Source organism: Actinomadura viridis, from assembly GCF_015751755.1.
Classification (GTDB): Bacteria; Actinomycetota; Actinomycetes; order Streptosporangiales; family Streptosporangiaceae; genus Spirillospora; species Spirillospora viridis.
In genome coordinates this window covers 8,667,754-8,691,102 of the sequence record NZ_JADOUA010000001.1, presented here as the reverse complement: position 1 = coordinate 8,691,102, position 23,349 = coordinate 8,667,754, and the positions used below count along the sequence as shown (strand labels likewise).

Annotated in this window: 15 protein-coding genes; 6 read left to right on the top strand and 9 right to left on the bottom strand. The window is 73.4% G+C overall.

Going from position 1 to position 23,349, the window contains the following annotated elements:
• Nucleotide 1: 1 nt before the first annotated feature.
• Nucleotides 2-1,528 (bottom strand): ABC transporter substrate-binding protein, encoded by a 1,527-nt coding sequence (locus IW256_RS39500; RefSeq protein ID WP_307829361.1) that lies wholly within the window; start codon nucleotides 1,526-1,528, stop codon nucleotides 2-4.
• A 186-nt stretch (nucleotides 1,529-1,714) separates the two neighbouring features.
• On the bottom strand, nucleotides 1,715-2,626 hold the full coding sequence (locus IW256_RS39495; RefSeq protein WP_307829360.1) for a LysR family transcriptional regulator: 912 nt from the start codon (nucleotides 2,624-2,626) through the stop codon (nucleotides 1,715-1,717).
• Nucleotides 2,627-2,774: 148 nt separating this feature from the next.
• Between IW256_RS39495 and kdgD the strand changes: the two genes are divergently transcribed.
• From kdgD to IW256_RS39475, 4 genes are read left to right on the top strand one after another with little or no spacing between them, the layout of a single operon-like run.
• The gene (gene kdgD, locus IW256_RS39490; protein ID WP_197015802.1) at nucleotides 2,775-3,692 is read left to right on the top strand and encodes a 5-dehydro-4-deoxyglucarate dehydratase; all 918 of its coding nucleotides are present in this window, start codon (nucleotides 2,775-2,777) and stop codon (nucleotides 3,690-3,692) included.
• Nucleotides 3,689-5,320 (top strand): aldehyde dehydrogenase (NADP(+)), encoded by a 1,632-nt coding sequence (locus tag IW256_RS39485; protein WP_307829359.1) that lies wholly within the window; start codon nucleotides 3,689-3,691, stop codon nucleotides 5,318-5,320. Before kdgD ends, IW256_RS39485 begins: the two co-directional genes overlap by 4 nt.
• A gap of 3 nt (nucleotides 5,321-5,323) precedes the next feature.
• Nucleotides 5,324-6,655, top strand: a complete 1,332-nt coding sequence (locus IW256_RS39480; RefSeq protein WP_197015801.1) for an enolase C-terminal domain-like protein — start codon at nucleotides 5,324-5,326, stop codon at nucleotides 6,653-6,655.
• 31 nt (nucleotides 6,656-6,686) lie between these two features.
• Complete coding sequence (locus tag IW256_RS39475) at nucleotides 6,687-7,658, top strand: 2-hydroxyacid dehydrogenase (protein WP_231404107.1); 972 nt, start codon at nucleotides 6,687-6,689, stop codon at nucleotides 7,656-7,658.
• 76 nt (nucleotides 7,659-7,734) lie between these two features.
• Here the strand turns inward: IW256_RS39475 and nrfD are convergent, their stop codons facing one another.
• From nrfD to IW256_RS39455, 4 genes are all read right to left on the bottom strand, one after another.
• Nucleotides 7,735-8,754: an NrfD/PsrC family molybdoenzyme membrane anchor subunit gene (nrfD, locus tag IW256_RS39470; protein ID WP_197015800.1), complete on the bottom strand. Its 1,020-nt coding sequence runs from the start codon at nucleotides 8,752-8,754 to the stop codon at nucleotides 7,735-7,737.
• A gap of 10 nt (nucleotides 8,755-8,764) precedes the next feature.
• Complete coding sequence (locus IW256_RS39465) at nucleotides 8,765-9,631, bottom strand: 4Fe-4S dicluster domain-containing protein (RefSeq protein ID WP_231405774.1); 867 nt, start codon at nucleotides 9,629-9,631, stop codon at nucleotides 8,765-8,767.
• Between the two features lie 71 nt (nucleotides 9,632-9,702).
• On the bottom strand, nucleotides 9,703-12,960 hold the full coding sequence (gene fdh / locus IW256_RS39460; RefSeq protein WP_197015798.1) for a formate dehydrogenase: 3,258 nt from the start codon (nucleotides 12,958-12,960) through the stop codon (nucleotides 9,703-9,705).
• Nucleotides 12,961-13,061: 101 nt separating this feature from the next.
• Nucleotides 13,062-13,538, bottom strand: coding sequence for an SCP2 sterol-binding domain-containing protein (locus tag IW256_RS39455; RefSeq protein ID WP_197015797.1), 477 nt, complete (start codon nucleotides 13,536-13,538; stop codon nucleotides 13,062-13,064).
• A 311-nt stretch (nucleotides 13,539-13,849) separates the two neighbouring features.
• On the opposite strand from IW256_RS39455, the gene IW256_RS39450 reads away from it, so the two are divergent.
• A complete protein-coding gene (locus IW256_RS39450) occupies nucleotides 13,850-19,312 on the top strand; it encodes an ATP-binding protein (protein WP_197015796.1) in 5,463 nt (1,820 codons plus the stop codon).
• 68 nt (nucleotides 19,313-19,380) lie between these two features.
• On the opposite strand, the gene IW256_RS39445 is transcribed toward IW256_RS39450, so the two are convergent.
• Nucleotides 19,381-20,796, bottom strand: a complete 1,416-nt coding sequence (locus IW256_RS39445; protein WP_197015795.1) for a serine/threonine-protein kinase — start codon at nucleotides 20,794-20,796, stop codon at nucleotides 19,381-19,383.
• 201 nt (nucleotides 20,797-20,997) lie between these two features.
• On the opposite strand from IW256_RS39445, the gene IW256_RS39440 reads away from it, so the two are divergent.
• Nucleotides 20,998-22,143, top strand: coding sequence for a serine hydrolase domain-containing protein (locus tag IW256_RS39440; RefSeq protein WP_197015794.1), 1,146 nt, complete (start codon nucleotides 20,998-21,000; stop codon nucleotides 22,141-22,143).
• 69 nt (nucleotides 22,144-22,212) lie between these two features.
• Here IW256_RS39440 and IW256_RS39435 read toward each other — a convergent pair whose 3' ends face one another.
• Nucleotides 22,213-22,764 carry an oxygenase MpaB family protein gene (locus IW256_RS39435; protein ID WP_197015793.1) on the bottom strand — a complete coding sequence of 184 codons (552 nt, stop codon included), beginning with the start codon at nucleotides 22,762-22,764 and terminating at the stop codon, nucleotides 22,213-22,215.
• 175 nt (nucleotides 22,765-22,939) lie between these two features.
• Nucleotides 22,940-23,290 (bottom strand): phage holin family protein, encoded by a 351-nt coding sequence (locus IW256_RS39430; protein WP_197015792.1) that lies wholly within the window; start codon nucleotides 23,288-23,290, stop codon nucleotides 22,940-22,942.
• Between the last annotated feature and the right edge of the window lie 59 nt (nucleotides 23,291-23,349).

The following is a 23,349-nucleotide window of genomic DNA, read 5'->3' as shown; positions in this document are numbered from 1 at the left end:
CTCACCTGGCCGGCCGGACCTCGGCGAGCCGCAGCTCGTCGGTGGTCGCCGAGTTCGGCTTGTAGCGGACGTCGCGGGCTATGCCGAGCAGGCCCCGCATGTGCGCGATGTGCGCGTACTGGACGACGTGCTCGTTCTGGTAGGCCAGCACCTCGCCGAACGCGCGGGCGCGTTCGGCGCCGGTGGTCCGGTCCGCCTTGGCGACCATGTCGTCCAGGGCGGGGGTGCCGAACTGGCTCTGCGGGCCGTCGCTCACCAGGTACTGGCTGGTGGTGAACCCGGCGTCGCCGGCCTGGTTGCCGTGCATGATCAGCAGCAGCGTGGGCCCGGCGTCGCGGACGAAGGGCCGCAGCTGGTACTCCAGGTGGGCGGCGGTGTCCAGCATCCTGATCCGGACGTTCAGCCCGGCCTGCCCGAGCGCCTCCTGGATCACCTCGGCGGTCTCGGCCACCTTGGGGAACTGCGCGTTCCTGGCGATCAGGGTGATCGGCGTCTGCACCGGCACCCCGGCCGCCCTGGCCTCCGCGACCAGCGCCCTGGCCTTGGCGGGGTCGTACGGCCACGCCGCGATCGCCGGGTTGTGGCCGACCACGCCGTCGGCGACCAGCTGCCCGGCGGGCTCGCCCAGCTTGAGGAAGAGCGACCGGACGATGCCGTTCTTGTCGATCGCGTAGTTGACCGCGCGCCGCACGCGGACGTCGTTGAGCGGCGCGACGTTGCCGTCCATGCGCAGGGCGGTGGTCTCGTTGTTGGGGAAGGGGACGCCGAGGTCGCCCGCGCCGTCCTCGGGGCCGATGCCGGTGGCGATCCCGGCCTCGCCGCTGGTCACCATGGCGGCGCGGATGCTGCTCTCGGCCCGCCACACGTAGCGGACCGCGGGGTAGGCGGGCTTGGCGCCCCAGTACCCGTCGTAGCGGTCGAGCCGCAGGCTGATGCCGGTGTCCCACTTGGAGATCCGGTACGGGCCGGTGCCGACCGGCTCGCGCACCTTGGCCCGGGTGTCGGTCCCGGTCGGGACGATCTCCAGGAACGACAGCCGCAGCGGGAGGATCGGGTCGGGCTCGGCGGTGGTGACGGTCAGCGTCGCCGGATCGGGCGTCGCCACCTCCAGCTTGCTGTCGGCGAAGACGTAGCCGTCGACGTTGCAGCCGAGCTTGGAGCCGACCGCGCGCTCGATCGAGAACGCGGCGTCGGCGGAGTCGAAGGGCGAGCCGTCCTGGAACGTGACCCCCTGGCGGAGCTTGAACGTCCAGGTGCGGTCGCCTTCGGACTTCCACTCGGTGGCCAGCAGCGGCTGGAGGGCGCCGGAGACGGGGTCGCGCTCGATCAGCGGCTCGGTGATGTTGGAACGAACCACGACCCCGGTGGAGGTCAGCGAGGACTCGCAGGGCTCCAGCGTGGGCGGCTCCTGTTGCAGCACGATCTGCAGCGCGCCGTCGGCGCCGCCGGTCAGCGAGTCGCTGTTGGCGACCGTGCAGCCGGTGCCGGCGGCCAGGGCTCCCAGCGCCGCGAGGGCGAGCGCCGCCACGCGCGGTGAGGGTCGGGGTGGGAATGCGGGCATGGTCTCTCCAGACAGGGCGTGCCGAGAGCGCGAGACGTGCGTGTGGCCGCGATGCGCGCGGCCCGGAGCGGGTGGACGGGACTGCGGACGGGACGGCTCCCCACGAACGGTCGTCTACGAGGAGGAAAGTCATCTCTATGGGTAGACGGGACCTTAAGGTCGGCCCTCTTCCTGCGTCAAGGGTCGTCCGACGAGGCGGAGCAGCGCGCGGAGGGCGGGGTCGTCGTTGCCCGTTCGCCACACGCTGTGCACTTCGACCAGGTCGGGGGCCAGCCCGTCGATGTCCAGGAATTCGAGGTTCGGCAGCCGCAGGGCGGAGGCCGAGCGCGGCACCAGCGCCACCCCGACCCCCGCGTCCACCAGCGCCAGCAGGCTGTGCACCTGCGCCATCTGCTGGACGTAGCGCGGCGCCACGCCCGCGTCGCGGAAGACCGTGATGACCAGCTCGTACAGGTACCGGGCCTCCACCGGAGCGTAGGTGACCAGGTCGTGTGCGGCGATGTCGGCCAGCCGGGGGACGCGGCCGAGCGCGGCCAGGGGGTGCCCGCGCGGCACCGCCAGTACCAGCGGCTCGGCGTGCACCAGGCGGGCACCGAGCACGTCCGACCGCGGCACGCCGCGCGCCAGGCCCACGTCGATCTCGCCCGCGAGCAGGGCGTCCAGCTGGTCGCGGGTGACCATCTCGGTCAGCGCCAGGTCGACCTCGGGCAGGTGCTCGCGGGCGGCGGCGATCCACTGCCCCAGGACGGCCAGCGCGGACATGGCGGTGAAGGCGATCCGGACCGTGCCGCGGGTGCCCTGCGCGCTGCGCCGCGCCACCAGGACGGCCGCCTCCGCCTGGCTGAGCAGCCGCCGCGCCTCCCCGAGGAAGGCCCGCCCGGCGGGCGTGGGCGCGGCGCCGTGCGCGGTGCGTTCCAGGAGCGGGACGCCGACGGCCCGTTCGAGCTTCTGGATCTGGCGGCTGAGCGGCGGCTGGGTCATCCGCAGCCGGTCGGCCGCCCGCCCGAAGTGCCCCTCCTCCGCGACGGCGACGAACCCCCTCAGCTGGTCGAGCGTGTACGCCACGCGTCCCCCCTCCTTCCACGGCCGGTGACCGGCCGACACCTGATGCAGGAAAGGTATTAGTACATGCCATATACAACTTGGACAAGCATGATGCCCGGTCCTTAGCCTGAAGGCAGCCCCCCGCCCCCGGACCCTGGAGTCAGAGCAGATGTCGCGATTCACCCACGGCGAGCTGAAATCCGTGCTCGGTGCCGGGCTGCTGTCGTTCCCGGTCACCCACATGACCCCCGACCTCGCCTTCGACGAGCGCGCGTACCGCGACCACGTCGCCTGGCTCGCGGGCCACCCGGCCGCCGGCCTGTTCGCGGCGGGCGGCACCGGCGAGTTCTTCTCGCTCACCCCCGCCGAGGTGGGGCGGGTCGTGCGGGCCGCGGTGGACGAGGCGCCCGACGGCATGCCGATCATCGCCCCGGCCGGGTACGGCACCGCGCTGGCGGCCGAGCTGGCCCGGGACGCCGAGGAGGCCGGCGCGGACGCGGTCCTGCTGCTGCCGCCGTACCTCACCGAGGCCCCGCAGGCCGGCCTGGCCGCGCACGTCCGCGCCGTGTGCGCGGCGACCTCGCTGGGCGTGATCGTCTACCACCGGGCCAACGCGGCGTTCACCGTGGAGACCGTGGCCCGGCTCGCCGAGGACTGCCCCAACCTGATCGGCTTCAAGGACGGGGTCGGCGACATCGAGCTGATGTCCCGCCTGTACGCCACCGTCGGCGACGCGCTGCTGTACGTGGGCGGGCTGCCGACCGCCGAGACCTTCGCGCTGCCCTACCTCGAACTGGGCGTCACGACCTACTCCTCGGCGATGTTCAACTTCGTCCCGGGGTTCGCGCTCGACTTCTACGACGCGGTGCGGGCCCGGGACCACGCGGGCGTGTACGGCCGGCTCGCCGAGTTCGTCCTGCCGTACCTGGACATCCGGAACCGGTCGGCCGGGTACGCGGTGTCGATCGTCAAGGCGGGCCTGGCCGCGATCGGCCGCCCGGCCGGCCCGGTCCGGCCGCCGCTGACCGATCTCACCGAGGCGGAGCTGGCCGACCTCGCCGAGCTGATCAAGAAGGTGAGCCGGTGACCGCCCCCGGCACGCGGGCCGCTGAGCCGGCCGGCACGCCGGCCGGCACGCTGACCGGCGCGCTGCTCATCGGCGCGTCCGACGTGCACGGGCCGGGCGGCGAGCTGTACGCCGCCGACCCGCGGACCGGCGAACGGCTCGCCCCGGCCTACGGGCTGGCGGGCCCGGACGAGGCCGACCGCGCCTGCGCGCTGGCCTGGGAGGCGTTCGCGACCTACCGCCGCACCGGCCTGGAGGAGCGCGCCGCGTTCCTGGAAACCATCGCCGCCCGGATCGAGGACCTGGGCGAGGCCCTCGTCGAACGCGTCCAGGCCGAGACCGGGCTGCCCCGGGCCCGGGTGGAGGGCGAGCGGGCGCGGACCACCGGGCAGCTCCGGCTGTTCGCGTCCGTGGTCCGCTCCGGCGACTGGCTGGGCGCCCGGATCGACCCGGCGCTGCCCGGCCGCACCCCGCTGCCCCGCCCCGACCTCAGGCAGCGCAAGGTCCCGCTGGGGCCGGTCGCGGTGTTCGCCGCGAGCAACTTCCCGCTGGCCTTCTCGGTCGCGGGCGGCGACACCGCCTCCGCTCTGGCCGCGGGCGCCCCGGTGGTGGTGAAGGGGCATCCGGCGCACCCGGGGACGAGCGAGCTGGTCGGCCGCGCGGTCCGCCGGGCCGTCCAGGAGCACGGGCTGCCGGAGGGCACCTTCTCCCTCCTCCAGGGCCCCGGCTCCACGATCGGCACCCGGCTGGTCACCGACCCGCGCATCCGGGCGGTCGGGTTCACCGGCTCGCGGGGCGGCGGGCTCTCCCTCGTCGCCGCCGCGGCGGCCCGGCCCGTGCCGATCCCGGTGTACGCGGAGATGTCCTCCGTGAACCCGGTGTTCGTGCTGCCGGGGGCGCTCCGGGACGGCGGCGCCGGCCTCGGCCGCGCGTTCGTCGCCTCGCTCACCACCGGCGCCGGGCAGCTGTGCACCAGCCCCGGCCTGGTCTTCGCGCTCGACGGCGAGGGCTTCGACGCCTTCGTGGACGCCGCCACCGCCGCGGTCGCCGCGGCACCGGCCGCGCCGATGCTCACCCGGACCATCCAGTCCGGGTACGACGCCGGGGTGGAGCGGCTGGCGGGCGCCGGCGGCGTCCGCACGCTCGCCCGCGGCATCGAGGAACCCGGTATCGCGGCCTGCGGGCTGCCCGGCCTCTTCCTCACCGACGACGACGCCTTCCTCGGCGACCCGTCCCTCCAGGACGAGGTGTTCGGCGCGTCCTCCCTGATCGTCCGGGTCCGCGACCGGGCACGGCTCCGCGAGATCGTCGCCTCCCTCGAAGGCCAGCTCACCGCGACGCTGCACGCGACCCCCGAGGACCACGCGCTGGCCGCCGAGCTGCTGCCCGACCTGGAGCTGCTCGCGGGGCGGGTGGTGTTCAACGGCTGGCCCACCGGGGTCGAGGTCGGTCACGCCGTGGTGCACGGCGGTCCGTACCCGGCCACCTCCGCCCCCGCGACCACCTCGGTCGGGACCCGGGCGATCGAGCGCTTCCTGCGCCCGGTCAGCTACCAGGACGTGCCCGGCGGGCTGCTCCCCGAGGAGCTGCGCGACGGCAACCCGCTCGGCCTCCGGCGGCGGATCGACGGCGAGCCGGGGAGGGACTGAACCATGGCCGGCTCCCCCCTCGTCACCGGCCTCCGGGTCGTCCCGGTCGCGGGCCGCGACAGCATGCTGCTGAACCTCAGCGGCGCGCACGCCCCGTTCTTCACCCGCAACGTCGTCCTGCTCACCGACTCCGACGGCCGTACCGGCGTGGGCGAGGTGCCGGGGGGCGAGGCGATCACCCGGACCCTGGAGGAGTCCCGGGACCTGGTCGTCGGCCGCCCCGTCGCCGCCTACCACGCGACGCTGGAGTCGGTCCGGCGCCGCTTCGCCCACCGCGACGCGGGCGGGCGCGGCGCGCAGACCTTCGACCTGCGCACCACCGTGCACGCGGTGACGGCGTTCGAGTCGGCCCTGCTCGACCTGCTCGGGCAGTACCTGGAGGTGCCGGTCGCCGACCTGCTGGGCTCGGGCCGGCAGCGCGACCGCGTGCCGGTGCTGGGCTACCTCTTCTTCATCGGTGACCGGCGCCGCACCGACCTGGACTACCGCGCCGCCGGGAAGGACGAGGCCGACGACTGGCTGCGGCTGCGCGACGAGGAGGCGCTGACGCCGGAGGCGATCGTCGCGCTGGCCGAGGCGGCCCGCGCCCGGTACGGCTTCGCCGACTTCAAGCTGAAGGGCGGGGTGCTGCCCGGGCCGGACGAGGCCGCCGCCGTCACCGCGCTCGCCGAGCGGTTCCCCGGCGCCCGCGTCACCCTGGACCCGAACGGCGCCTGGCCGCTGGACCGGGCGATCGAGCTGGGCCGCGGGCTGCGCGGCGTCCTGGCCTACGCCGAGGACCCGTGCGGCGCCGAGGGCGGATACTCGGCGCGGGAGGTGATGGCCGAGTTCCGGCGCGCGACCGGCCTGCGCACGGCGACCAACATGGTGGCGACCGACTGGCGCGAGCTGGGCCACGCGATCTCGGCGGGCGCGGTGGACATCCCGCTCGCCGACCCGCACTTCTGGACCATGGACGGCTCGGTGCGGGTCGCGCAGCTCTGCGACGCGTGGGGCCTGACCTGGGGGTCGCACTCCAACAACCACTTCGACATCTCGCTGGCGATGTTCACGCACGTGGCCGCCGCCGCGCCCGGGGAGATCACCGCGGTCGACACGCACTGGATCTGGCAGGACGGGCAGCGGCTCACCACCGCGCCGTTCGAGATCACCGGCGGGCACCTGGCCGTCCCGGACCGCCCGGGGCTCGGCGTGGAGGTGGACGCCGGCCGGCTGGAGGCCGCCCACCGGCTGTACCTGTCCGAGGGGCTGGGCGGGCGGGACGACGCGGCGGCGATGCGGTACCTGGTGCCAGGCTGGACGTTCGATCCCCGGCGCCCCGCCCTCGACCGCTGACACCGCCGCCCGAATCAGGAGACGAGGACCCTTGCGAGAACCCCTGGAACGGCCCATGGAACGGCCCCTGGAACGCGTGCTCCAGGTCGGCCCCCTGCTGCCGTCCCTCCACCGGAACCTGGTCGAGCACTACGACGCCGTGCTGCTCGACGAGCAGCCGGACGGCTACCTCGACCGGCACGGCGCGGACTTCGTCGCCGTGGTCACCACCGCCCGCGTCGGCGTGGACCGCGCGCTGATGGACCGGCTCCCCCGGCTCCGGGCGGTCGTGAACTTCGGGGTGGGGTACGACACGACCGACGTGGTGACCGCCGCCGAACGCGGCATCGCCGTGAGCAACACCCCTGACGTGCTGACCGACTGCGTGGCCGACACCGCCGTCGGCGGGCTGATCGACGTGATGCGCCGGTTCGCGGCGGCCGACCGGTTCGTACGGCGGGGTGACTGGGCGCGCGGCCAGTACCCGCTGGCGGCCAAGGTCAGCGGCAAGCGGATCGGGATCCTGGGGCTCGGCCGGATCGGGCGGGCGATCGCGCGGCGCCTGGAGGGCTTCGACGCCGAGATCGCCTACCACTCGCGGTCGAGGGTCGAGGGCGTCTCCTATATATACGCCGAATCGCCGGAGAAGCTCGCGGCGTGGAGCGACGCCCTGATCGTGGCGACCTCGGGCGGCGCCGGCACCCGCGGGCTGGTGTCGGCGGCGGTGCTGGAGGCGCTCGGCCCGGACGGCTACCTGGTCAACGTCGCGCGCGGCAGCGTCGTCGACGAGCCCGCCCTGGTCGCCGCGCTGACCGGCGGGCGGCTCGCGGGCGCGGCGCTGGACGTGTTCGCCGACGAGCCGAACGTGCCGGCGGCCCTCCTCGACCTGGACTCGGTCCTGCTGCTGCCGCACATCGCCAGCGCCACCCGCGAGACGCGGGAGGCGATGGGCGACCTGGCGTTCCGCAACCTCCGGCAGTTCCTGGAGAAGGGCGTGCTGGTCACGCCCGTCCCGGCGCCCTGACCCGGCGGGCGCGCCCACGTTGACTTGCGGCGAGTTGTCGTGTGACCAGGTGGTCAAGGGAGCAACTCGCCGCAAGTCAACGTCCGGCCTTCCGGTCGGAGCGCTGCGCGAGGACGGTGTAGTGCGGGTCGGTGGCGCTGACGCGTCCCGCCTCGAAGATTCCGAAGCGCAGGCAGGCCGAGCCCGCGAGCAGCGCGGCGCCGCACAGCGCCGCGCCCGCGCGGGAGCGGCCCGCCGGGAGGGCGGCGCCCGCGGCGCCCGCGATGGTGAGGACCTTCGCGGCGCGCATGAGCAGCCCCGCCCTGCCCGCTCGGTACGGCTCGGCCAGCGGCCCCAGGCGCCGTTCCATCCGGCGTTCGGCCGCCAGTTCCAGGGCGGCCCCGAACAGCGCGGCGCCCCGCGCCGGCGCGGCCTCGCACACGGGGGCCGCCAGCAGGCCGAGCCCGGCGGCCGACGCCGCGCCCGACCCGGCGAACACGAACGGCAGTTCCCGGTACGCCTCGTGCCAGGCGGGCACGGCGGTGTCGGCGATCAGCACCGCGGTGTAGCAGGTCACGGCCGCGCCGGACAGCGCGGACCAGCCGGTCGCCGCGCGCCCGGCCCGGCGGAACAGGCCGGTGGCGTCGGTGACGGCGGCCACGCCCGCGGCCGGGCCGTACCCGAGCAGGATCCAGGACCCCACGCTCATCGGCGAGGTCGGCTTGAACACCCGCAGCATGTTGACGAACCGCCCGGGGCGGCCGAGGTCGTGGATCAGCGCCGCCGTGGACAGCGAGATCGCCCCCAGCGCGCCGATCTTGGCGGCCCTCGCCAGCGCCGGGCGCCCGGTCAGCTCGGCCCCGGCCGCCAGCGCCGAGGAGCCCCCGGCCAGCCCGCCCAGGAAGAGGTAGCCCGCGATGTCGGCGGCCTTCCAGGTCGGCGGCTTGATGATCGGCCGTCCGTAGTACGACCCGAACTCGGCCTCCGGGACCACGGTCGGCTCGCCCCGGCGGCGCCGGCGCCCGGGCCGCCGGCGACGGCCCTCGGCGCCCGGGACCGCGTCCCGTCCGGGCCGCTGCCGCCGCACTCCCTCGCGGGTGACCTCGGCCTCGCTCATCGCCGCCTCCTCATCGCCGCCCCCTCGTGGTCGCGTAGACGGTGGCGATCCCGCCGAGCAGGGTCAGGGCCGCCGCTCCCGCGTGCCGCCACATGGACGGCAGATCGCGGGTCGTGACGACCGGGTCGGGCGGAAGCCCGTAGACCTCCGGTTCGTCCAGGAGGAGGAAGAAGGCCCCGTCCCCGCCGACACCGTCGCCGGGGTCGTGCCCGTAGAGGCGGGCGTCCTCCACCCCGGCCTCGTGCAGCCGCTCCACCCGCCGTGCGGCCCGTTCACGCAGTTCGTCCAGGGGGCCGTACTGGATGGAGTCGGTGGGGCACGCCTTCGCGCACGCCGGTTCCATGCCGTCGGAGACGCGGTCGTAGCACAGCGTGCACTTCCAGACGCGTCCGTCGTCCTGGCGCTGGTCGATGACGCCGTACGGGCAGGCGGGGACGCAGTAGCCGCAGCCGTTGCAGATGTCCTCCTGCACGACCACGGTGCCGTACTCGGTCCGGAAGAGGGAACCGGTCGGGCACACGTCCAGGCACGCGGCGTGCGTGCAGTGCTTGCACACGTCGGAGGCCATCAGCCAGCGGAACTCGCCGCGGTCCTCCCCGTTGGCGGTCTGGCCCGCGGCGGCGGCCTCGGCGGTGAGGCCGAGCAGGTCCACGTCACCGTAGTCGCCGTACTCCAGCCCCGGGTCCTGGAACCCGAGCGGCTTGCGCTGCTCGATGAACGCCACGTGGCGCCAGGAGTTCGCGCCGAGTCCCCCGGTGTTGTCGTACGACATGCCGGTGAACGTGAGCCCGTCCTCCGGTAGGGCGTTCCACTCCTTGCACGCCACCTCGCACGCCTTGCAGCCGATGCAGACCGAGGTGTCGGTGAAGAACCCCATCCGCGTCCGGTGGTCCTCGTGCCCGGCGTCGGCGGCGACGTCCGGCAGAGGCCCTGCCAAGCGCCCCATCGTCACACCCCCATGCCCGTTTCCTCAGTGATCCCGGCCCGGCGCTGGTAGTCGAGCACCAGCTCCGGGAGCGCGGGCCCGCGCGGGCGGCGCCCGGCGCGGATGTCGGCCGACAGCGCCTTGACCTCCTGGATGTGCACGTTGGGGTCCAGCGCGATGTGCGCGAGTTCGTTGGCGGCGTCGCCCTTGCTGTAGCCGTTGGGCCCCCAGTGGAAGGGCAGCCCGATCTGGTGGACGGTGCGTCCCTGCACGCGCAGCGGCGCGATCCGGTCGGTCACCAGGACGCGCGCCTCGATGGCGTTGCGGGCCGTCACGATGGTCGCCCAGCCGCCGTGCTCCAGGTTCCGTTCGGCGGCGAGCTCCGGGGACACCTCGCAGAAGAACTCCGGCTGCAACTCGGCGAGGTAGGGCGTCCAGCGGCTCATCCCGCCCGCGGTGAAGTGCTCGGTGAGCCGGTAGGTGGTGACGACGTAGGGGAACACGTCCGCGCCCGGCTCGGAGCCGCTGGGATGCATCCGGTTGTGCTTCCTGGAGAAGATCTGCCGGACGGGGTTGCGGCTCTGCCCGTACAGCGGGTTGTCGAACGGCGAGTCCTGCGGCTCGTAGTGCGTCGGCAGGGGCCCGTCCACGAGCCCGGCCGGGGCGAACAGCCACCCCTTGCCGTCCGCCTGGAGGGTGAACGGGTCGTCGCCCGCGATCGCGTCGGGACCGGCGGCGTCCTCGGCGGGGCGGTAGGACGGCTCCTTGCCGGGCTGGAAGTCGGGCACGTCATGCCCGGTCCACCGGTGCCGGCCGGCGTCCCACCAGACCAGCGCCTTGCGTTCGCTCCACGGCGCGCCGTCGGGGTCGGCGGAGGCCCGGTTGTAGAGGATCCGCCGGTTCATGGGCCACGACCAGGCCCACTCCGCCGCGATCCAGTCCTGCTCGGAGGACGGTTTGCGGCGGGCCGCCTGGTTGACGCCGTCGGCGTAGACGCCGCAGTAGATCCAGCAGCCGCACGAGGTGGACCCGTCGTCCTTGAGCTGCTCGTAGGACGACAGCGGCGCGCCGTCGGCGTCGCGGCCGTTGATCTCGGCCAGCACCGCCTCGGCGGACGGCTCCTGGTGCGGCCCCTCGGCCGGGTAGTCCCAGGTCAGGTCCAGCACCGGGCGGTCGCGCTCGTCGGTGGACCCGGCGAGCCGTTCCCTGACCAGGCGGCCCAGGTGGTACATGAACCACAGGTCGCTGCGGGCGTCGCCCTCCGGGGGGACGGCCGCGTGGTGCCACTGGAGCGTCCGGTTGGTGTTGGTGAAGCTGCCGTCCTTCTCGGTGTGGGAGGCGGCGGGGAAGAAGAAGACCTCGGTGCCGATCTCGCCGGTGCGCAGCTCCCCGGTCTCGATCTCCGGGCCGTCCTTCCACCAGGTGGCGGACTCGATCAGGGAGAAGTCCCGGACGACCAGCCAGTCCAGGTTGGCCATCCCGAGCCGCTGCACCCTGGAGTTGGCCGAGCCCACGGCGGGGTTCTCCCCCATGAGGAAGTAGCCCTTGCAGAGGCCGTCGATCTGGGCCATGGCGGTCTCGTAGGTGCTGTGGCTCCCGGTCAGGCGCGGCAGGTAGTCGAAGCAGTAGTCGTTGCCCTCGGTCGCGTTGTCCCCCCACCACGCCTTGAGCAGGCTGACCGCGTACGAGCGCATGTTGCCCCAGTAGCCCTTGCGCGCCGCGTCGGCCACGACGAAGTCGTCGAGCGTCTGGTGGTGGTGGGCGTGCGGCATGGGGATGTAGCCCGGCAGCAGGTCGAACAGGGTCGGGATGTCGCTCGACCCCTGGATGCTCGCGTGCCCGCGCAACGCCTGGATGCCTCCGCCGGGGCGGCCGATGTTGCCGAGCAGCAGTTGCAGGATGCAGGCCGTGCGGATGTACTGCGAGCCCACCGTGTGCTGCGTCCACCCCACGGCGTAGGCGAACGCGCTGGTACGGTCCCGTCCGGAGTTGCGCACCAGCGCGTCGCAGACCTTCGCGAACAGCTCGGGCGGCACCCCGCACACCTGCTCCACCATCTCCGGCGTGTAGCGGGAGTAGTGGCGCTTGAGGACCTGGAACACGCACCGCGGATGCTGGAGGGTCTCGTCGGTCTCCGGCGTGCCCTTGCCCAGCGCGGCGCCTCCGGCGCCATGGCTCTCGCCCCGCCCGGCCCTCCGTATGGCGGCCTCCGCCTTGGTCCGGTGCTCGTAGTCCATGTCGCGCCTGCCGGACGCCGCGACCACGTCCAGGCCCTCGTACCGCCAGCTGTCGAAGTCGTAGTGCCGGGTCTCCTCGTGCAGCCCGGAGAACAGGCCGTCCAGGTCCTCGGTGTCGCGGAAGTCCTCGCGCAGGATCGTGGAGGCGTTGGTGTAGTTGAGCACGTAGTCGCGGAAGTACGACTCCGTGCTGAGGACGTGGTTGACGATCCCGCCGAGGAAGGCGATGTCCGAGCCCGCCCGCAGCGGCACGTAGATGTCGCTGACCGCGCTGGTCCGGGTGAACCGCGGGTCGACATGGATGATCGTGGCCCCGCGCGCCTTGGCCTCCATCACCCACTGGAACCCGACCGGGTGCGCCTCGGCGAAGTTGGACCCCTGGATGACGATGCAGTCGGAGTTCTGCAGGTCCTGCATGAACGTCGTCGCGCCGCCCCGCCCGAACGAGGTGCCCAGCCCGGCCACGGTCGCGCTGTGGCAGACCCGCGCCTGGTTCTCCACCTGCACCACGCCCAGCGCGGTGAAGAGCTTCTTGATGAGGTAGTTCTCCTCGTTGTCCAGGGTCGCGCCGCCGAGGCTGGCGATGCCCAGGGTCCGGCGGACCCGGACGTCGTCGGCCTCCCACTCCCAGGTCTCCGCCCGGGTCCGGACGACCCGGTCGGCGACCATGTTCATGGCGGTCTCGAGGTCCAGCTCCTCCCACTCGGCCGCGTACGGCCGCCGGTACAGCACCGTGTGCTCGCGCGCCGATCCCGTGGTGAGCTGGAGGGTGGCCGCCCCCTTCGGGCACAGCCGTCCCCGGCTGATCGGCGAGTCCGGGTCGCCCTCGACCTGGACGACCTCGCCGTCGGAGACGTACACCCGCTGGCCGCAGCCGACCGCGCAGTAGGGGCAGATGGACTTCACCACCCGGTCGGCGGTCGCGGTCCGCGGCCGGAGTCCCGCCGTACGCTCCGACTGCGCCGCGGCCCCGCGCCCCAAGCGGTCCGGGCCGGTCAGCTGCCGGTAGACGGGCCACCCTTCGATCCACGTCCGAACACCCACGAGTCCTCTCCCCGCAAGAGTGAGATGGGCAGTGATCGGCCACTACCCAGAGTGCACGGTTCACACACGCGGGCGGGGGACCTGGCGGGTCCGGAGGCGGATCAGTGGTCGAACCAGCCCGACAGTCTCGCGCCGAACATCATGTCGCCCTGCAGCTCGATCTTTCCGGAGGTGAACCCGGTGACCGGGTGCAGCCGGCCCGCGCACAGCCGCAGCAGGTCGGGCGCGGAGATCCGGAGCGAGACCACCGCGCCGGTGTACGCGCCGCGCTCGCCCCGCGCCCGCCCGTCCGCGATCGCGACGTGGTAGGTGAACACCCCCGACGGCGTCCCCACGCTCCACTGGACGACGCCCGCGGCGTCCCCGGCCCGCTCGGGCACGAACCGCTCGCCCATGATCGCGAACAGCCGGTCGAGGACCCGCGACGGCCCCGCGGCGTCCACGAACGCGTCGATCGCCGGGTCGTCCACGCCCGGCGCGTCCAGCAGCGCCCGCAGGTCGTCGGGCCCGCCGATCCGGTCGAGGAACCTCTCGACCTCGCCGGCGTCGTCGAGGTCCGGAATCACGATCTCGCTCATAGCGGCCTCCCTCGCGCGTCTCCTGGACATGAACGAATCTCGCGTACCGGTCCCGGCCGGCGGAAGGCGCGCGCACAAGAAGCGGCGGCGCGCTTTTAGCACCCCCGCACAACCATCCCGATCGCTTCCCGATCATGAGAAGCCGGGCGCGGGCCGCCGACGGCTTTGGACGTTTCCCACAACTTTGGCCGCGTAGCGTGCGCTGTCCGCGACATGGCACTACCGGCCGGTAGACGGGAGGGTTGAACCCTGTCCGGGGGCCGCCGTCCGTCACGGCGCGCACATCGTTGATCTACAGGAGGCTCGGTCGCGTGTTCAGTCGTGTCGCCATCGTCAACCGCGGTGAGGCCGCCATGCGACTCATCCACGCCGTACGGGACATCGCCGCGGAGACCGGGACACGGATCGAGACCGTCGCCCTGTACACCGACGTCGACCGCACGGCCACCTTCGTCCGCGAGGCGGACCTGTCCTACGACCTCGGACCCGCGTCCGCGCGCCCGTACCTCGACCTGAAGGCGCTGGAACGCGCGCTGGTCGAGAGCGGAGCCGACGCCGCGTGGGTCGGCTGGGGCTTCGTCGCGGAGGACCCGGCGTTCGCGGAGCTGTGCGAGCAGATCGGCGTCACCTTCATCGGGCCGAGCCCGGATGCCATGCGCAAACTCGGCGACAAGATCGGCGCGAAGCTGATCGCCGAGGAGGTCGGCGTGCCGGTCGCGCCGTGGAGCCGCGGCGCGGTCGAGACCCTGGACGCCGCGCTGGCGGCGGCGGCCGAGATCGGCTACCCCCTGATGCTGAAGGCGACCGCGGGCGGCGGCGGGCGCGGCATCCGCGTGATCAACGGCGAGGACGAGCTCGCCGACGCCTACGAGCGCACCAGCCAGGAGGCCGCGCGGGCGTTCGGCAGCGGCGTGGTGTTCCTGGAGCGCCTGGTCACCGGTGCCCGCCACGTCGAGGTCCAGGTGATCGCGGACGGCCAGGGGACGGCGTGGGCGCTCGGCGTCCGCGACTGCTCGGTGCAGCGGCGCAACCAGAAGATCATCGAAGAGTCGGCGTCGCCGGTGCTCAGCCCCGCGCAGGCCGCCGAGCTGAAGGCGTCCGCCGAACGCCTGGCCGTCGCGGTCGGCTACCGCGGCGCGGCGACCGTCGAGTTCCTCTACCACCCCGGCGACGAGCTGTTCGCGTTCCTGGAGGTCAACACCCGCCTGCAGGTCGAGCACCCGATCACCGAGTCCACCACCGGGTTCGACCTGGTCAAGGCGCAGCTGCTGGTGGCCTCCGGCGGCCGGCTCGAAGGCGATCCGCCGGTGGAGCGCGGGCACGCCGTCGAGGCCCGGCTGAACGCCGAGGACCCCGACCGCGACTTCGCGCCCGCCCCGGGCCGCATCGCGCGGCTGGACCTGCCCGCCGGGCCGGGGATCCGGGTGGACACCGGCGTCAGCGAGGGCGACACCATCCCCGCCGACTTCGACTCGATGATCGCGAAGATCATCGCCTACGGCCGCGACCGCGACGAGGCGCTCGGCCGGCTGCGCCGGGCGATGGCGCGGACCAGCGTGATCATCGAGGGCGGCGCGACGAACAAGAGCTTCGTGCTCGACCTGCTCGACCGGCCCGAGGTGATCGAGGCCACCGCGGACACCGGCTGGATCGACCGGGTCCGCGGCGAGGGCGGGCTCGTCTCCCACCGCCACTCCGGCGTCGCGCTGGCCGCCGCCGCCATCGAGGCGTACGAGGAGGAGGAGCGCGCCGAGCGGCAGCGGCTGCTGTCCACGGCGTTCGGCGGGCGCCCGCAGGTACGGCACGAGAGCGGCCGGCCGCTGGACCTCAAGCTGCGCGGCGCCGGCTACCGGGTGCGCGTCGCGCGGATCGGCGCGCACCGGTTCCGCGTCGGCGTCGAGGCGGGCGACCAGGTCCGCACCGCCGACGTCGAGCTCGACCGCTTCGACCGGCACACCGGGCGGATCGTCGTCAACGGCGCCCGGTACCGCCTGCTCACCGGCACGCACGGGCCGGTCCACCTGGTCGAGGTGGACGGCGTGGCGCACCGGGTCAGCCGCGACGAGGGCGGCGTCGTCCGCTCGCCCGCGCCCGCGCTGGTCGTCGCCACCCCGCTGGAGGTCGGCGCCGAGGTCGAGGCGGGCGCGCCGGTGCTGGTGCTGGAGAGCATGAAGATGGAGACGGTGCTGCGGGCGCCGTTCAAGGCGCGGCTGAAGGAATGCGCCGTGTCCGTGGGCAGCCAGGTGGAGACCGGCGCGCCGCTGCTGCGGCTGGAACCGCTCGCCGACGACGAGGGAGCCGAGGACGTCGCGTCCGCCGCGGCCGTCGAGCTGGACCTGCCCGCCGCGCCCGGGAGCGTCCCGGCCCGGCAGCGCGCCGCGCGCGGACGGGAGGACCTGCGCAGCCTGCTGCTGGGCTTCGACGTCGACCCGCACGACGAGCGGCGGGTACTCGACGACTACCTCGCCGCGCGCCCCGCGGCCGCCGCGGACGGCCACCGCCCGGTGGCCGAGGAGCTGGAACTTCTCGAGGTGTTCGCCGACCTCGCCGGGCTGAGCCTCAACCGGCCGGCGGGCGAGGACGGCGGCGGCGACGGCCACGTGCACAGCGCCCGCGAGTACTTCCACACCTACCTGCAGAGCCTCGACGTCGAGCGGGCCGGCCTGCCGGAGGCGTTCCAGGCCAAGCTCGCCAAGGCGCTCGGCCACTACGGCGTCACCGACCTGGAGCGCACCCCCGAGCTCGAGGCCGCGGTGTTCCGCATCTTCCTCGCCCTGCAGCGCGCGTCCGCCAACGCGACGGTCGTCGCGGCGCTGCTGCGCGCGTGGCTGCGGGAGCCGCCGCCGGACGAGACGCTGCGCGAGCCCGCCGGTCTCGCGCTGGAGCGGCTGGTGGCCGCGACGCAGGTCCGCTTCCCGGTCGTGTACGACCTCGCGTGCGGCGTGGTGTTCGCCTGGTTCGCCCAGCCGCTGCTGCGCCGCAACCGCGCCCGCGTCTACGCCGGCGTCCGCGGGCACCTGCGTCACCTGGACGCGCACCCGGACGCGCCGGACCGCGCCGAGCGCATCGCCGAGATGGTGCGCAGCACCGAGCCGCTGGTGCGGCTGCTCGGCCGCCGCCTCGGCCGCGACGACCGGGACAACTCGGTCATGCTGGAGGTGCTGACCCGGCGCTACTACGGCAACAAGGACCTCACCGGCGTCCGTACCAGCGAGGTCGCGGGCTGCCGGTTCGTGGTCGCCGAGCGCGCGGGCTCGTCCGTGGTCTCCGCCGCGGTGGGCTTCGACGCGCTGGGCGGCGCGCTCCGCGGGCTCGCGGAACTGGCGGACGGCGGGCACACCATCGACGCCGACATCTACCTCGCCTGGGAGAACCAGCCGGAGGACTTCGACGCGATGGCGGCGGCGCTGCACGAGGTCGTCAACGCGCATCCACTGCCCGGCCAGGTCCGCAGGCTCACCGCCACCGTCGCGGGCAGCAACAACGCGGTCATGCACCACCACTTCACGTTCCGCCCGTCGGCCACCGGGATGGCCGAGGAACGGCTGATCCGCGGCCTGCACCCCTACATCGCGCAGCGGATGCAGATGGAGCGGCTGAACAAGTTCGACCTCACCCGCCTCCCGTCGTCCGACGAAGAGGTCTACCTCTTCCAGTGCGTGGCGCGGGAGAACCCGTCCGACGACCGCCTCGTCGCGTTCGCGCAGGTGCGCGACCTGACCGAGCTGCGCGACCTCGACGGCAGGCTGGTCACGCTGCCGATGGCCGAGTACACCATCGCCACCTGCCTCGACTCGATCCGCCGCGCGCTGGCGCGGCGGCCCTCGAAGAGGCGCTTCAACACCAACCGGATCGTCATCTACGTCTGGCCGCCGAGCGACATGACCCGCGCCGAGCTGGAGATGATCGCCGAGCGCGTGCTGGGGACGACCGCGGGCGCCGGGCTGGAGGAGATCCTGTTCATCGCGCGGCGGCGCGACCGGGAGACCGGTGAGCTGACCAAGGTCGCCGTCCGCGTCACCTTCGACGCCACCGGGGGCACCGAGCTGACCGTCGGCGAGCCGTCGGACGAACCGGTCGAGCCCGTCGACGGCTACCGGCAGAAGGTGCTGCGCGCGAGCGGCCGCAACACGGTCTACCCGTACGAGCTGACCGGTCTGCTCGGCGACTTCGTCGAGCACGACCTCGACGACGGCCACGCGCTGGTGCCGGTCGACCGGCCGAAGGGGCTCAACACCGCGGCGATCGTCGCGGGCGTGGTCACCACGCCGACCCCGCGGCACCCGCGGGGCGTCACCAGGGTCGTGCTGCTCGGCGACCCGACCAAGTCGCTCGGCGCGCTGTCGGAACCGGAGTGCCGCCGCGTGATCGCCGCGCTGGACCTGGCCGAGCGGATGCGGGTGCCGCTGGAGTGGTACGCGCTGTCGGCCGGCGCCCGGATCTCCATGGAGTCGGGCACGGAGAACATGGACTGGGTGGCCGCGGCGCTCAAGCGGATCGTCGAGTTCACCCAGGACGGCGGCGAGATCAACATCGTGGTCGCGGGCATCAACGTCGGCGCGCAGCCGTACTGGAACGCCGAGGCGACGATGCTCATGCACACCAAGGGCGTCCTGGTGATGACGCCGGACTCGGCGATGGTGCTCACCGGCAAGCAGTCGCTCGACTTCTCCGGCGGCGTGTCGGCCGAGGACAACTTCGGCATCGGCGGCTACGACCGGGTGATGGGCCCGAACGGGCAGGCGCAGTACTGGGCGCCGAACCTGACCGCCGCCCGGGACATCCTGATGGCGCACTACGCGCACACCTACGTCGCCCCCGGCGAGGACGCGCCGCGGCGGGCGCAGACCACCGACCCCGTCGACCGCGACATCTCCGGCTTCCCGCACGCCATGGCGGGCAGCGACTTCACCACCGTCGGCGAGATCTTCTCCGCCGAGGCCAACCCGGACCGCAAGAAGCCGTTCGACATCCGCACCGTGATGCGGGCGCTCTCCGACCAGGACCACCCGGTGCTGGAACGGTGGGCGGGCATGGCCGACGCGGAGACCGCGGCGGTGCAGGACGTGCATCTCGGTGGCATCCCGGTGTGCCTGCTCGGCATCGAGTCACGGGCCGTGCCGCGGCGCGGCTTCCCGCCCACCGACGGCCCCGACACCTACACCGCGGGCACGCTGTTCCCCCGGTCGTCGAAGAAGGCCGCGCGGGCGATCAACGCGGCCAGCGGCAACCGGCCGCTGGTGGTGCTGGCGAACCTGTCGGGCTTCGACGGCTCCCCGGAGTCGATGCGCAAGCTGCAGCTGGAGTACGGCGCCGAGATCGGCCGCGCGATCGTGAACTTCCGCGGGCCCATCGTGTTCTGCGTGATCTCGCGGTACCACGGCGGCGCGTTCGTGGTGTTCTCCAAGGCGCTGAACCCGAACATGACCGTCCTCGCGCTGGAGGGCTCGTTCGCCTCGGTGCTCGGCGGCGCCCCGGCCGCCGCGGTGGTGTTCTCCGGCGACGTCAACGCCCGTACGGCGGCCGACCCGCGCGTGCGGGACCTGGAGGCCCGCGCCGCGGCCGTCTCCGGCCCCGACCGCGCCACCCTGACCGCGGAGCTGGACGAGCTCCGCGCGTCGGTCCGCGCGGAGAAGCTCGGCGAGGTGGCCGCGGAGTTCGACCGCGTGCACGACATCCGGCGCGCGGTCGAGGTCGGCTCCGTCGACGCCGTCATCCGCGCCGCGGAGATGCGCCCGCGGATCATCGAGGCCATCGAGTCCCGGCTGGGCTGACACGTCGCTCATGTGACGGGTCGCGGGTCGTCGAGGCCGGGCGGGGGTCCTCCGCCCGGCCTCGGACGCTACTGCTTCGGGGTGGTGCAGAGGATCCGCCCGGACCCGCTGTCCTGGACCTCGTACGCGCTGCCGCCGTACAGCCGGCAGGGCGAGGTATTGGTGCCGCTGCTGCTGCTCGTGGAGAGGCGGGAGCGGATCAGGTAGGAGGAGCGGGAGGCCGTCGTGGTCACGGTACGGTCGGCCGCGGCCGACCAGCACGGCACCTCGACCCACCTCAGCTTCTTCCCGCGGTGCAGGCAGTCGCCCTGTGACGCGTCCGCCAGGTCCCCGGCGAGCCCCAGGTCGTCGGTGACGGTATCGGCGAAGCCCGGGTTCCCGACGTACAGCAGCCCGCAGATGACGGCGGCGATGCCGACCAGCCACATCCAGGTATCGTCCGAGCTCTCCGCCTTCTTCTCCTCGGCCTTCGGCTTCGGGGGCTGGGTGTTCTTCGCCGGCGGCGGAGGAGTGGTCTTGGGAGGAGCCTTCGGAGGAGCCTTCGGAGGGGCCTTCGGAGGGGCCTTCGGAGGGGCCTTGGGAGGAGCCTTGGGAGCCTGCGGAGGCTTCGGCTTCGGAGGTTTCGGCTTCGGCTTCGGCTGAGGGGGCGTGACGACCTTGGTCGGCGGCAGGTCGAGCAGCTCCAGGGCCCGGGTGGCGGTCGGCCGCCGGTCGGGGTCCTTGCGCAGCAGACGCTCGATCAGCGGCGCGAGGCGTCCGGCCCGCCGCGGTACGGGGGCCTCCTCGGTGAGGATCGCACCGTAGATCTCGTCCGGCGCGTCCCGGTGGAACGGCGAGACGCCCTCGACGGCGTAGTACAGGGTCGACCCGAGCGAGAACAGGTCGCTCGCCGCCCGCTCCTCCCGGCCGCGGATCCGCTCCGGCGCGAGGTACTCGGCCGTCCCGATGAACGTCCCGGGCGCGGTGAGCCGTGTCTCGTTCTGCTGGACGGCGATCCCGAAGTCGGTGAGCAGGACCTCCCCGTCCGCGGCCAGCATGACGTTGGCGGGCTTGACGTCGCGGTGCACGATGCCCGCCTCGTGCGCCTTCTCCAGCGCCTTCAGCACCGCCCTGGCCACCTTCTCGGCGGTCTTGGGCTTCAGCGGCCCCTGCTCCCTGACGCGTTCGTGCAGGGAGCGTCCGGTGACGAGCTGCATGACCGTCCAGGGGACACCGTCCTCGATGGCCACGTCGTGCACCGTGACGATGTTCGGGTGGTTGCGCAGCCGGGCGGCGTTGCGGGCCTCGCGGGTGGCCCGCCGCAGCATGTCGTCGCGGACCTGCCCGCTGATCCCCGGATGCAGCCACACCTCCTTGACGGCCACCTCGACCTCGAGCATCGTGTCCCACGCCCGCCAGACCCGCCCGAAGCCGCCCGCCGCCAGTTCGTCGACCAGCCGGTAGCGACCGCCGATCACGCGCCCCGGCCTCGTCTCCTCTGCCACGGCATGATTGTACAAATAGAGCTGTCTATATGGTGTGCCCTGTCCTTTTCTCCGTCCTCGTTCCCCCGTCCGGGTGAGCACGGTCACGGCCGTACGGCGGAAACGGAGGCCGATGATCCATGCCTGCGGGGGAAGCGGGCCGAACGGCCGGACCGGCACGGTGTGAACACCCTCTCCACCACATTCCGAAGGGGTGTTTCCATGCGTGTAAGCAACGTTGGCGGCCGCGTCCTGTTGTCAACGGCCGCGGCCATGTCGGTCGGGCTGGCACCGGCCGCGCACGCCGCCACCGCGACGGCCGGGCCGGACCTTCAGCGGTCGCTGGACGCGGTCGTCGCCGCGGGAGCGGTCGGCGTGCAGGCCGAGACCGTCGACGAACGGGGCGTGTGGCGCGGCACCAGCGGTACCGCGCGGCTGGGCGGGTCGCGGCCCGTGCCCCGGCAGGGACGTTTCCGGATCGGCAGCACGACCAAGACCTTCACCGCGACGGTCCTGCTCCAGCTCGTCGCGGAACGGCGACTCGGCCTGGACGACCCGGTCGAACGGCATCTCCCCGGCCTCGTGCCGAACGGCGAGCACATCACCGTCCGCCAGGTGCTCAACCACACCTCGGGCCTTCGCGAATACCTCGAGGACTCCGACGCGTACCCGATCCGGGGTCAGGAGTTCCTCGACAAGGTCCGCTTCACCGGTTTCTCCCCCGAGCGGATCGTTCGCGGTGCGGCCCGGAAGGAGCCCTACTTCCCGCCGGGCGGCGGGTGGCATTACTCCAACACCAACTACCTGCTGGCCGGCCTGGTCATCGAGAAGGTCACGGGCAGGCCGTACGGCGAGGAGGTCCGGCGGCGGATCATCGTGCCGCTCGGGCTCGGGAACACCTCCGTCCCCGGCGGCCGGACGTCCGTTCCAGGCCCCCACGCCCACGGCTACATGCGGGTCGGCGGCCGGGCCGTCGACATCACGCGGCTCGATCCGAGCTGGGCGGGCGCGGCGGGCGAGATGATCTCGACCACCGGCGATCTCAACCGCTTCTTCGGGGCCCTGCTGGGCGGCCGGCTGCTGCCTCCCGCCCAGCTCGCGGCCATGCAGACCACCGTCGCGACCGGGAGTCCGGACGGCAGCGCGGACGGGTTGGGCCTGATGAGGATGCCGCTGTCCTGCGGCGTGACGGTATGGGGCAAGGACGGCGGCATCCACGGATTCACCACCCAGTCGCTGCACTCCTCCGACGGCCGGCGGCACATCAGCATCTCGGTGAACGAGGCGGACTTCTTCGGCGAGGAGTACCCACAGGTCATCGCCGCCGTGCAGAAGGCGGCCACCGCCGCCTTCTGCGGACCCGAGTAGGGGCACGCGCCCCCCGCCGCGCCGACCGGCCCGCGCCACCGTACCGCTGGAGCCGCCAGGCGAGCGCCGTCATGGCCCCGGCCTGGACGTGCGCATGGCGCGGGCCGCGATCGGCGAGGTGCGCAGCCGGTCGATCATCACGGTGTCGGCCAGCCGCATCGCGCGCGCGAAGTGCCGGAAGCGGCGTTCGTCGGCGGCGGTCCAGCGCAGCCCGCAGCGCTCGCGCAGGACGGGCGGGAGGCTGCCGATGCCGACCTTGCGGAGCAGGACGGTCGGCGGCAGCGCGACCCCCGACCAGGCGGACACCGGGAAGGGCCAGCGCGGCGGGGGCGGCAGCGGCCTGTGGTCGAGGTCGATGAGCAGCCGTACGGTGTCGTTGCACTCCAGCCGGTCGTTCACCATGGCGGTGAAGTAGTCGCGGAAGGCGGCGGGGCCGTCGGGGACGTGGCGGCGCGTGATGCCCAGCGCCAGGGCCAGGTCGACCCACTCGCCGTACAGGCGGTCCTCCTCGCCGCTCCAGGAAGCCGGAGTGGTCGGCGACGCCCGCGCCGACGGCGGGATGGGCCACCTGGAGGACCAGCGTGGCGCGGCTGGTGAGCAGGCCGCGCCAGTCTCCGGCATAGCGCCAGGTGAGGGAGCCGGGGCCGGGGATGGCCCCGGTGTGGGGGCGGTGTACGTCCAGATCCGGCATGGTGACCACCCACCGCGGTGAGACGTTAATACATCTTTCGTATCATCATTTCATGGGAGGCCGTCAAGATCCGCGGACGGGACCCGGCGGACGTGCCGGACGCGGTCAGTCGCGGGCGGTGTCGGCGATGATCTCGGCGACCTGGCGGGCCGTCTCGGTGGGCAGGGGCGCGGGCAGCCCGCGCCAGCGGCGCGCGGCGGCCACCGCCGCGCAGCCGGCCCCGCCGGTGTACACGGCGGCGGCGACCAGGGACGCGACCTCCGGAGGCAGCTTGCGCTCCAGCATCATCACGTTGAAGCGGTGGCCCGCGGCCGTGGCGAGCACGCCCAGCGTCCCGGCCAGAACCCCGAACCGGATCGCGGGCACCCGCTGCCGCGCCTTGCTCCACATCTCGCGCTGGGCGGCGTCGATCACGGACCTGGCGAGAACGAGGTTCTGGTCGGTTGACTCGGGCATGCACTGCCTTTACCCACCAGATCGGGATGAACACCACTGAAACCCCAGGTCGTCACCTC

What these genes read in the sequence shown, in the direction of transcription:
- IW256_RS39455 (WP_197015797.1), bottom strand. Translation starts at nt 13,538, where the DNA reads ATGAGCGAGATCGTGATTCCGGACCTCGACGACGCCGGCGAGGTCGAG.
- IW256_RS39435 (WP_197015793.1), bottom strand. Translation starts at nt 22,764, where the DNA reads ATGCCGGAGACTGGCGCGGCCTGCTCACCAGCCGCGCCACGCTGGTCC.
- IW256_RS39465 (WP_231405774.1), bottom strand. Translation starts at nt 9,631, where the DNA reads ATGGGGTTCTTCACCGACACCTCGGTCTGCATCGGCTGCAAGGCGTGC.
- kdgD (WP_197015802.1), top strand. Translation starts at nt 2,775, where the DNA reads ATGTCGCGATTCACCCACGGCGAGCTGAAATCCGTGCTCGGTGCCGGG.
- IW256_RS39440 (WP_197015794.1), top strand. Translation starts at nt 20,998, where the DNA reads ATGCGTGTAAGCAACGTTGGCGGCCGCGTCCTGTTGTCAACGGCCGCG.
- IW256_RS39430 (WP_197015792.1), bottom strand. Translation starts at nt 23,290, where the DNA reads ATGCCCGAGTCAACCGACCAGAACCTCGTTCTCGCCAGGTCCGTGATC.
- IW256_RS39480 (WP_197015801.1), top strand. Translation starts at nt 5,324, where the DNA reads ATGGCCGGCTCCCCCCTCGTCACCGGCCTCCGGGTCGTCCCGGTCGCG.
- nrfD (WP_197015800.1), bottom strand. Translation starts at nt 8,754, where the DNA reads ATGAGCGAGGCCGAGGTCACCCGCGAGGGAGTGCGGCGGCAGCGGCCC.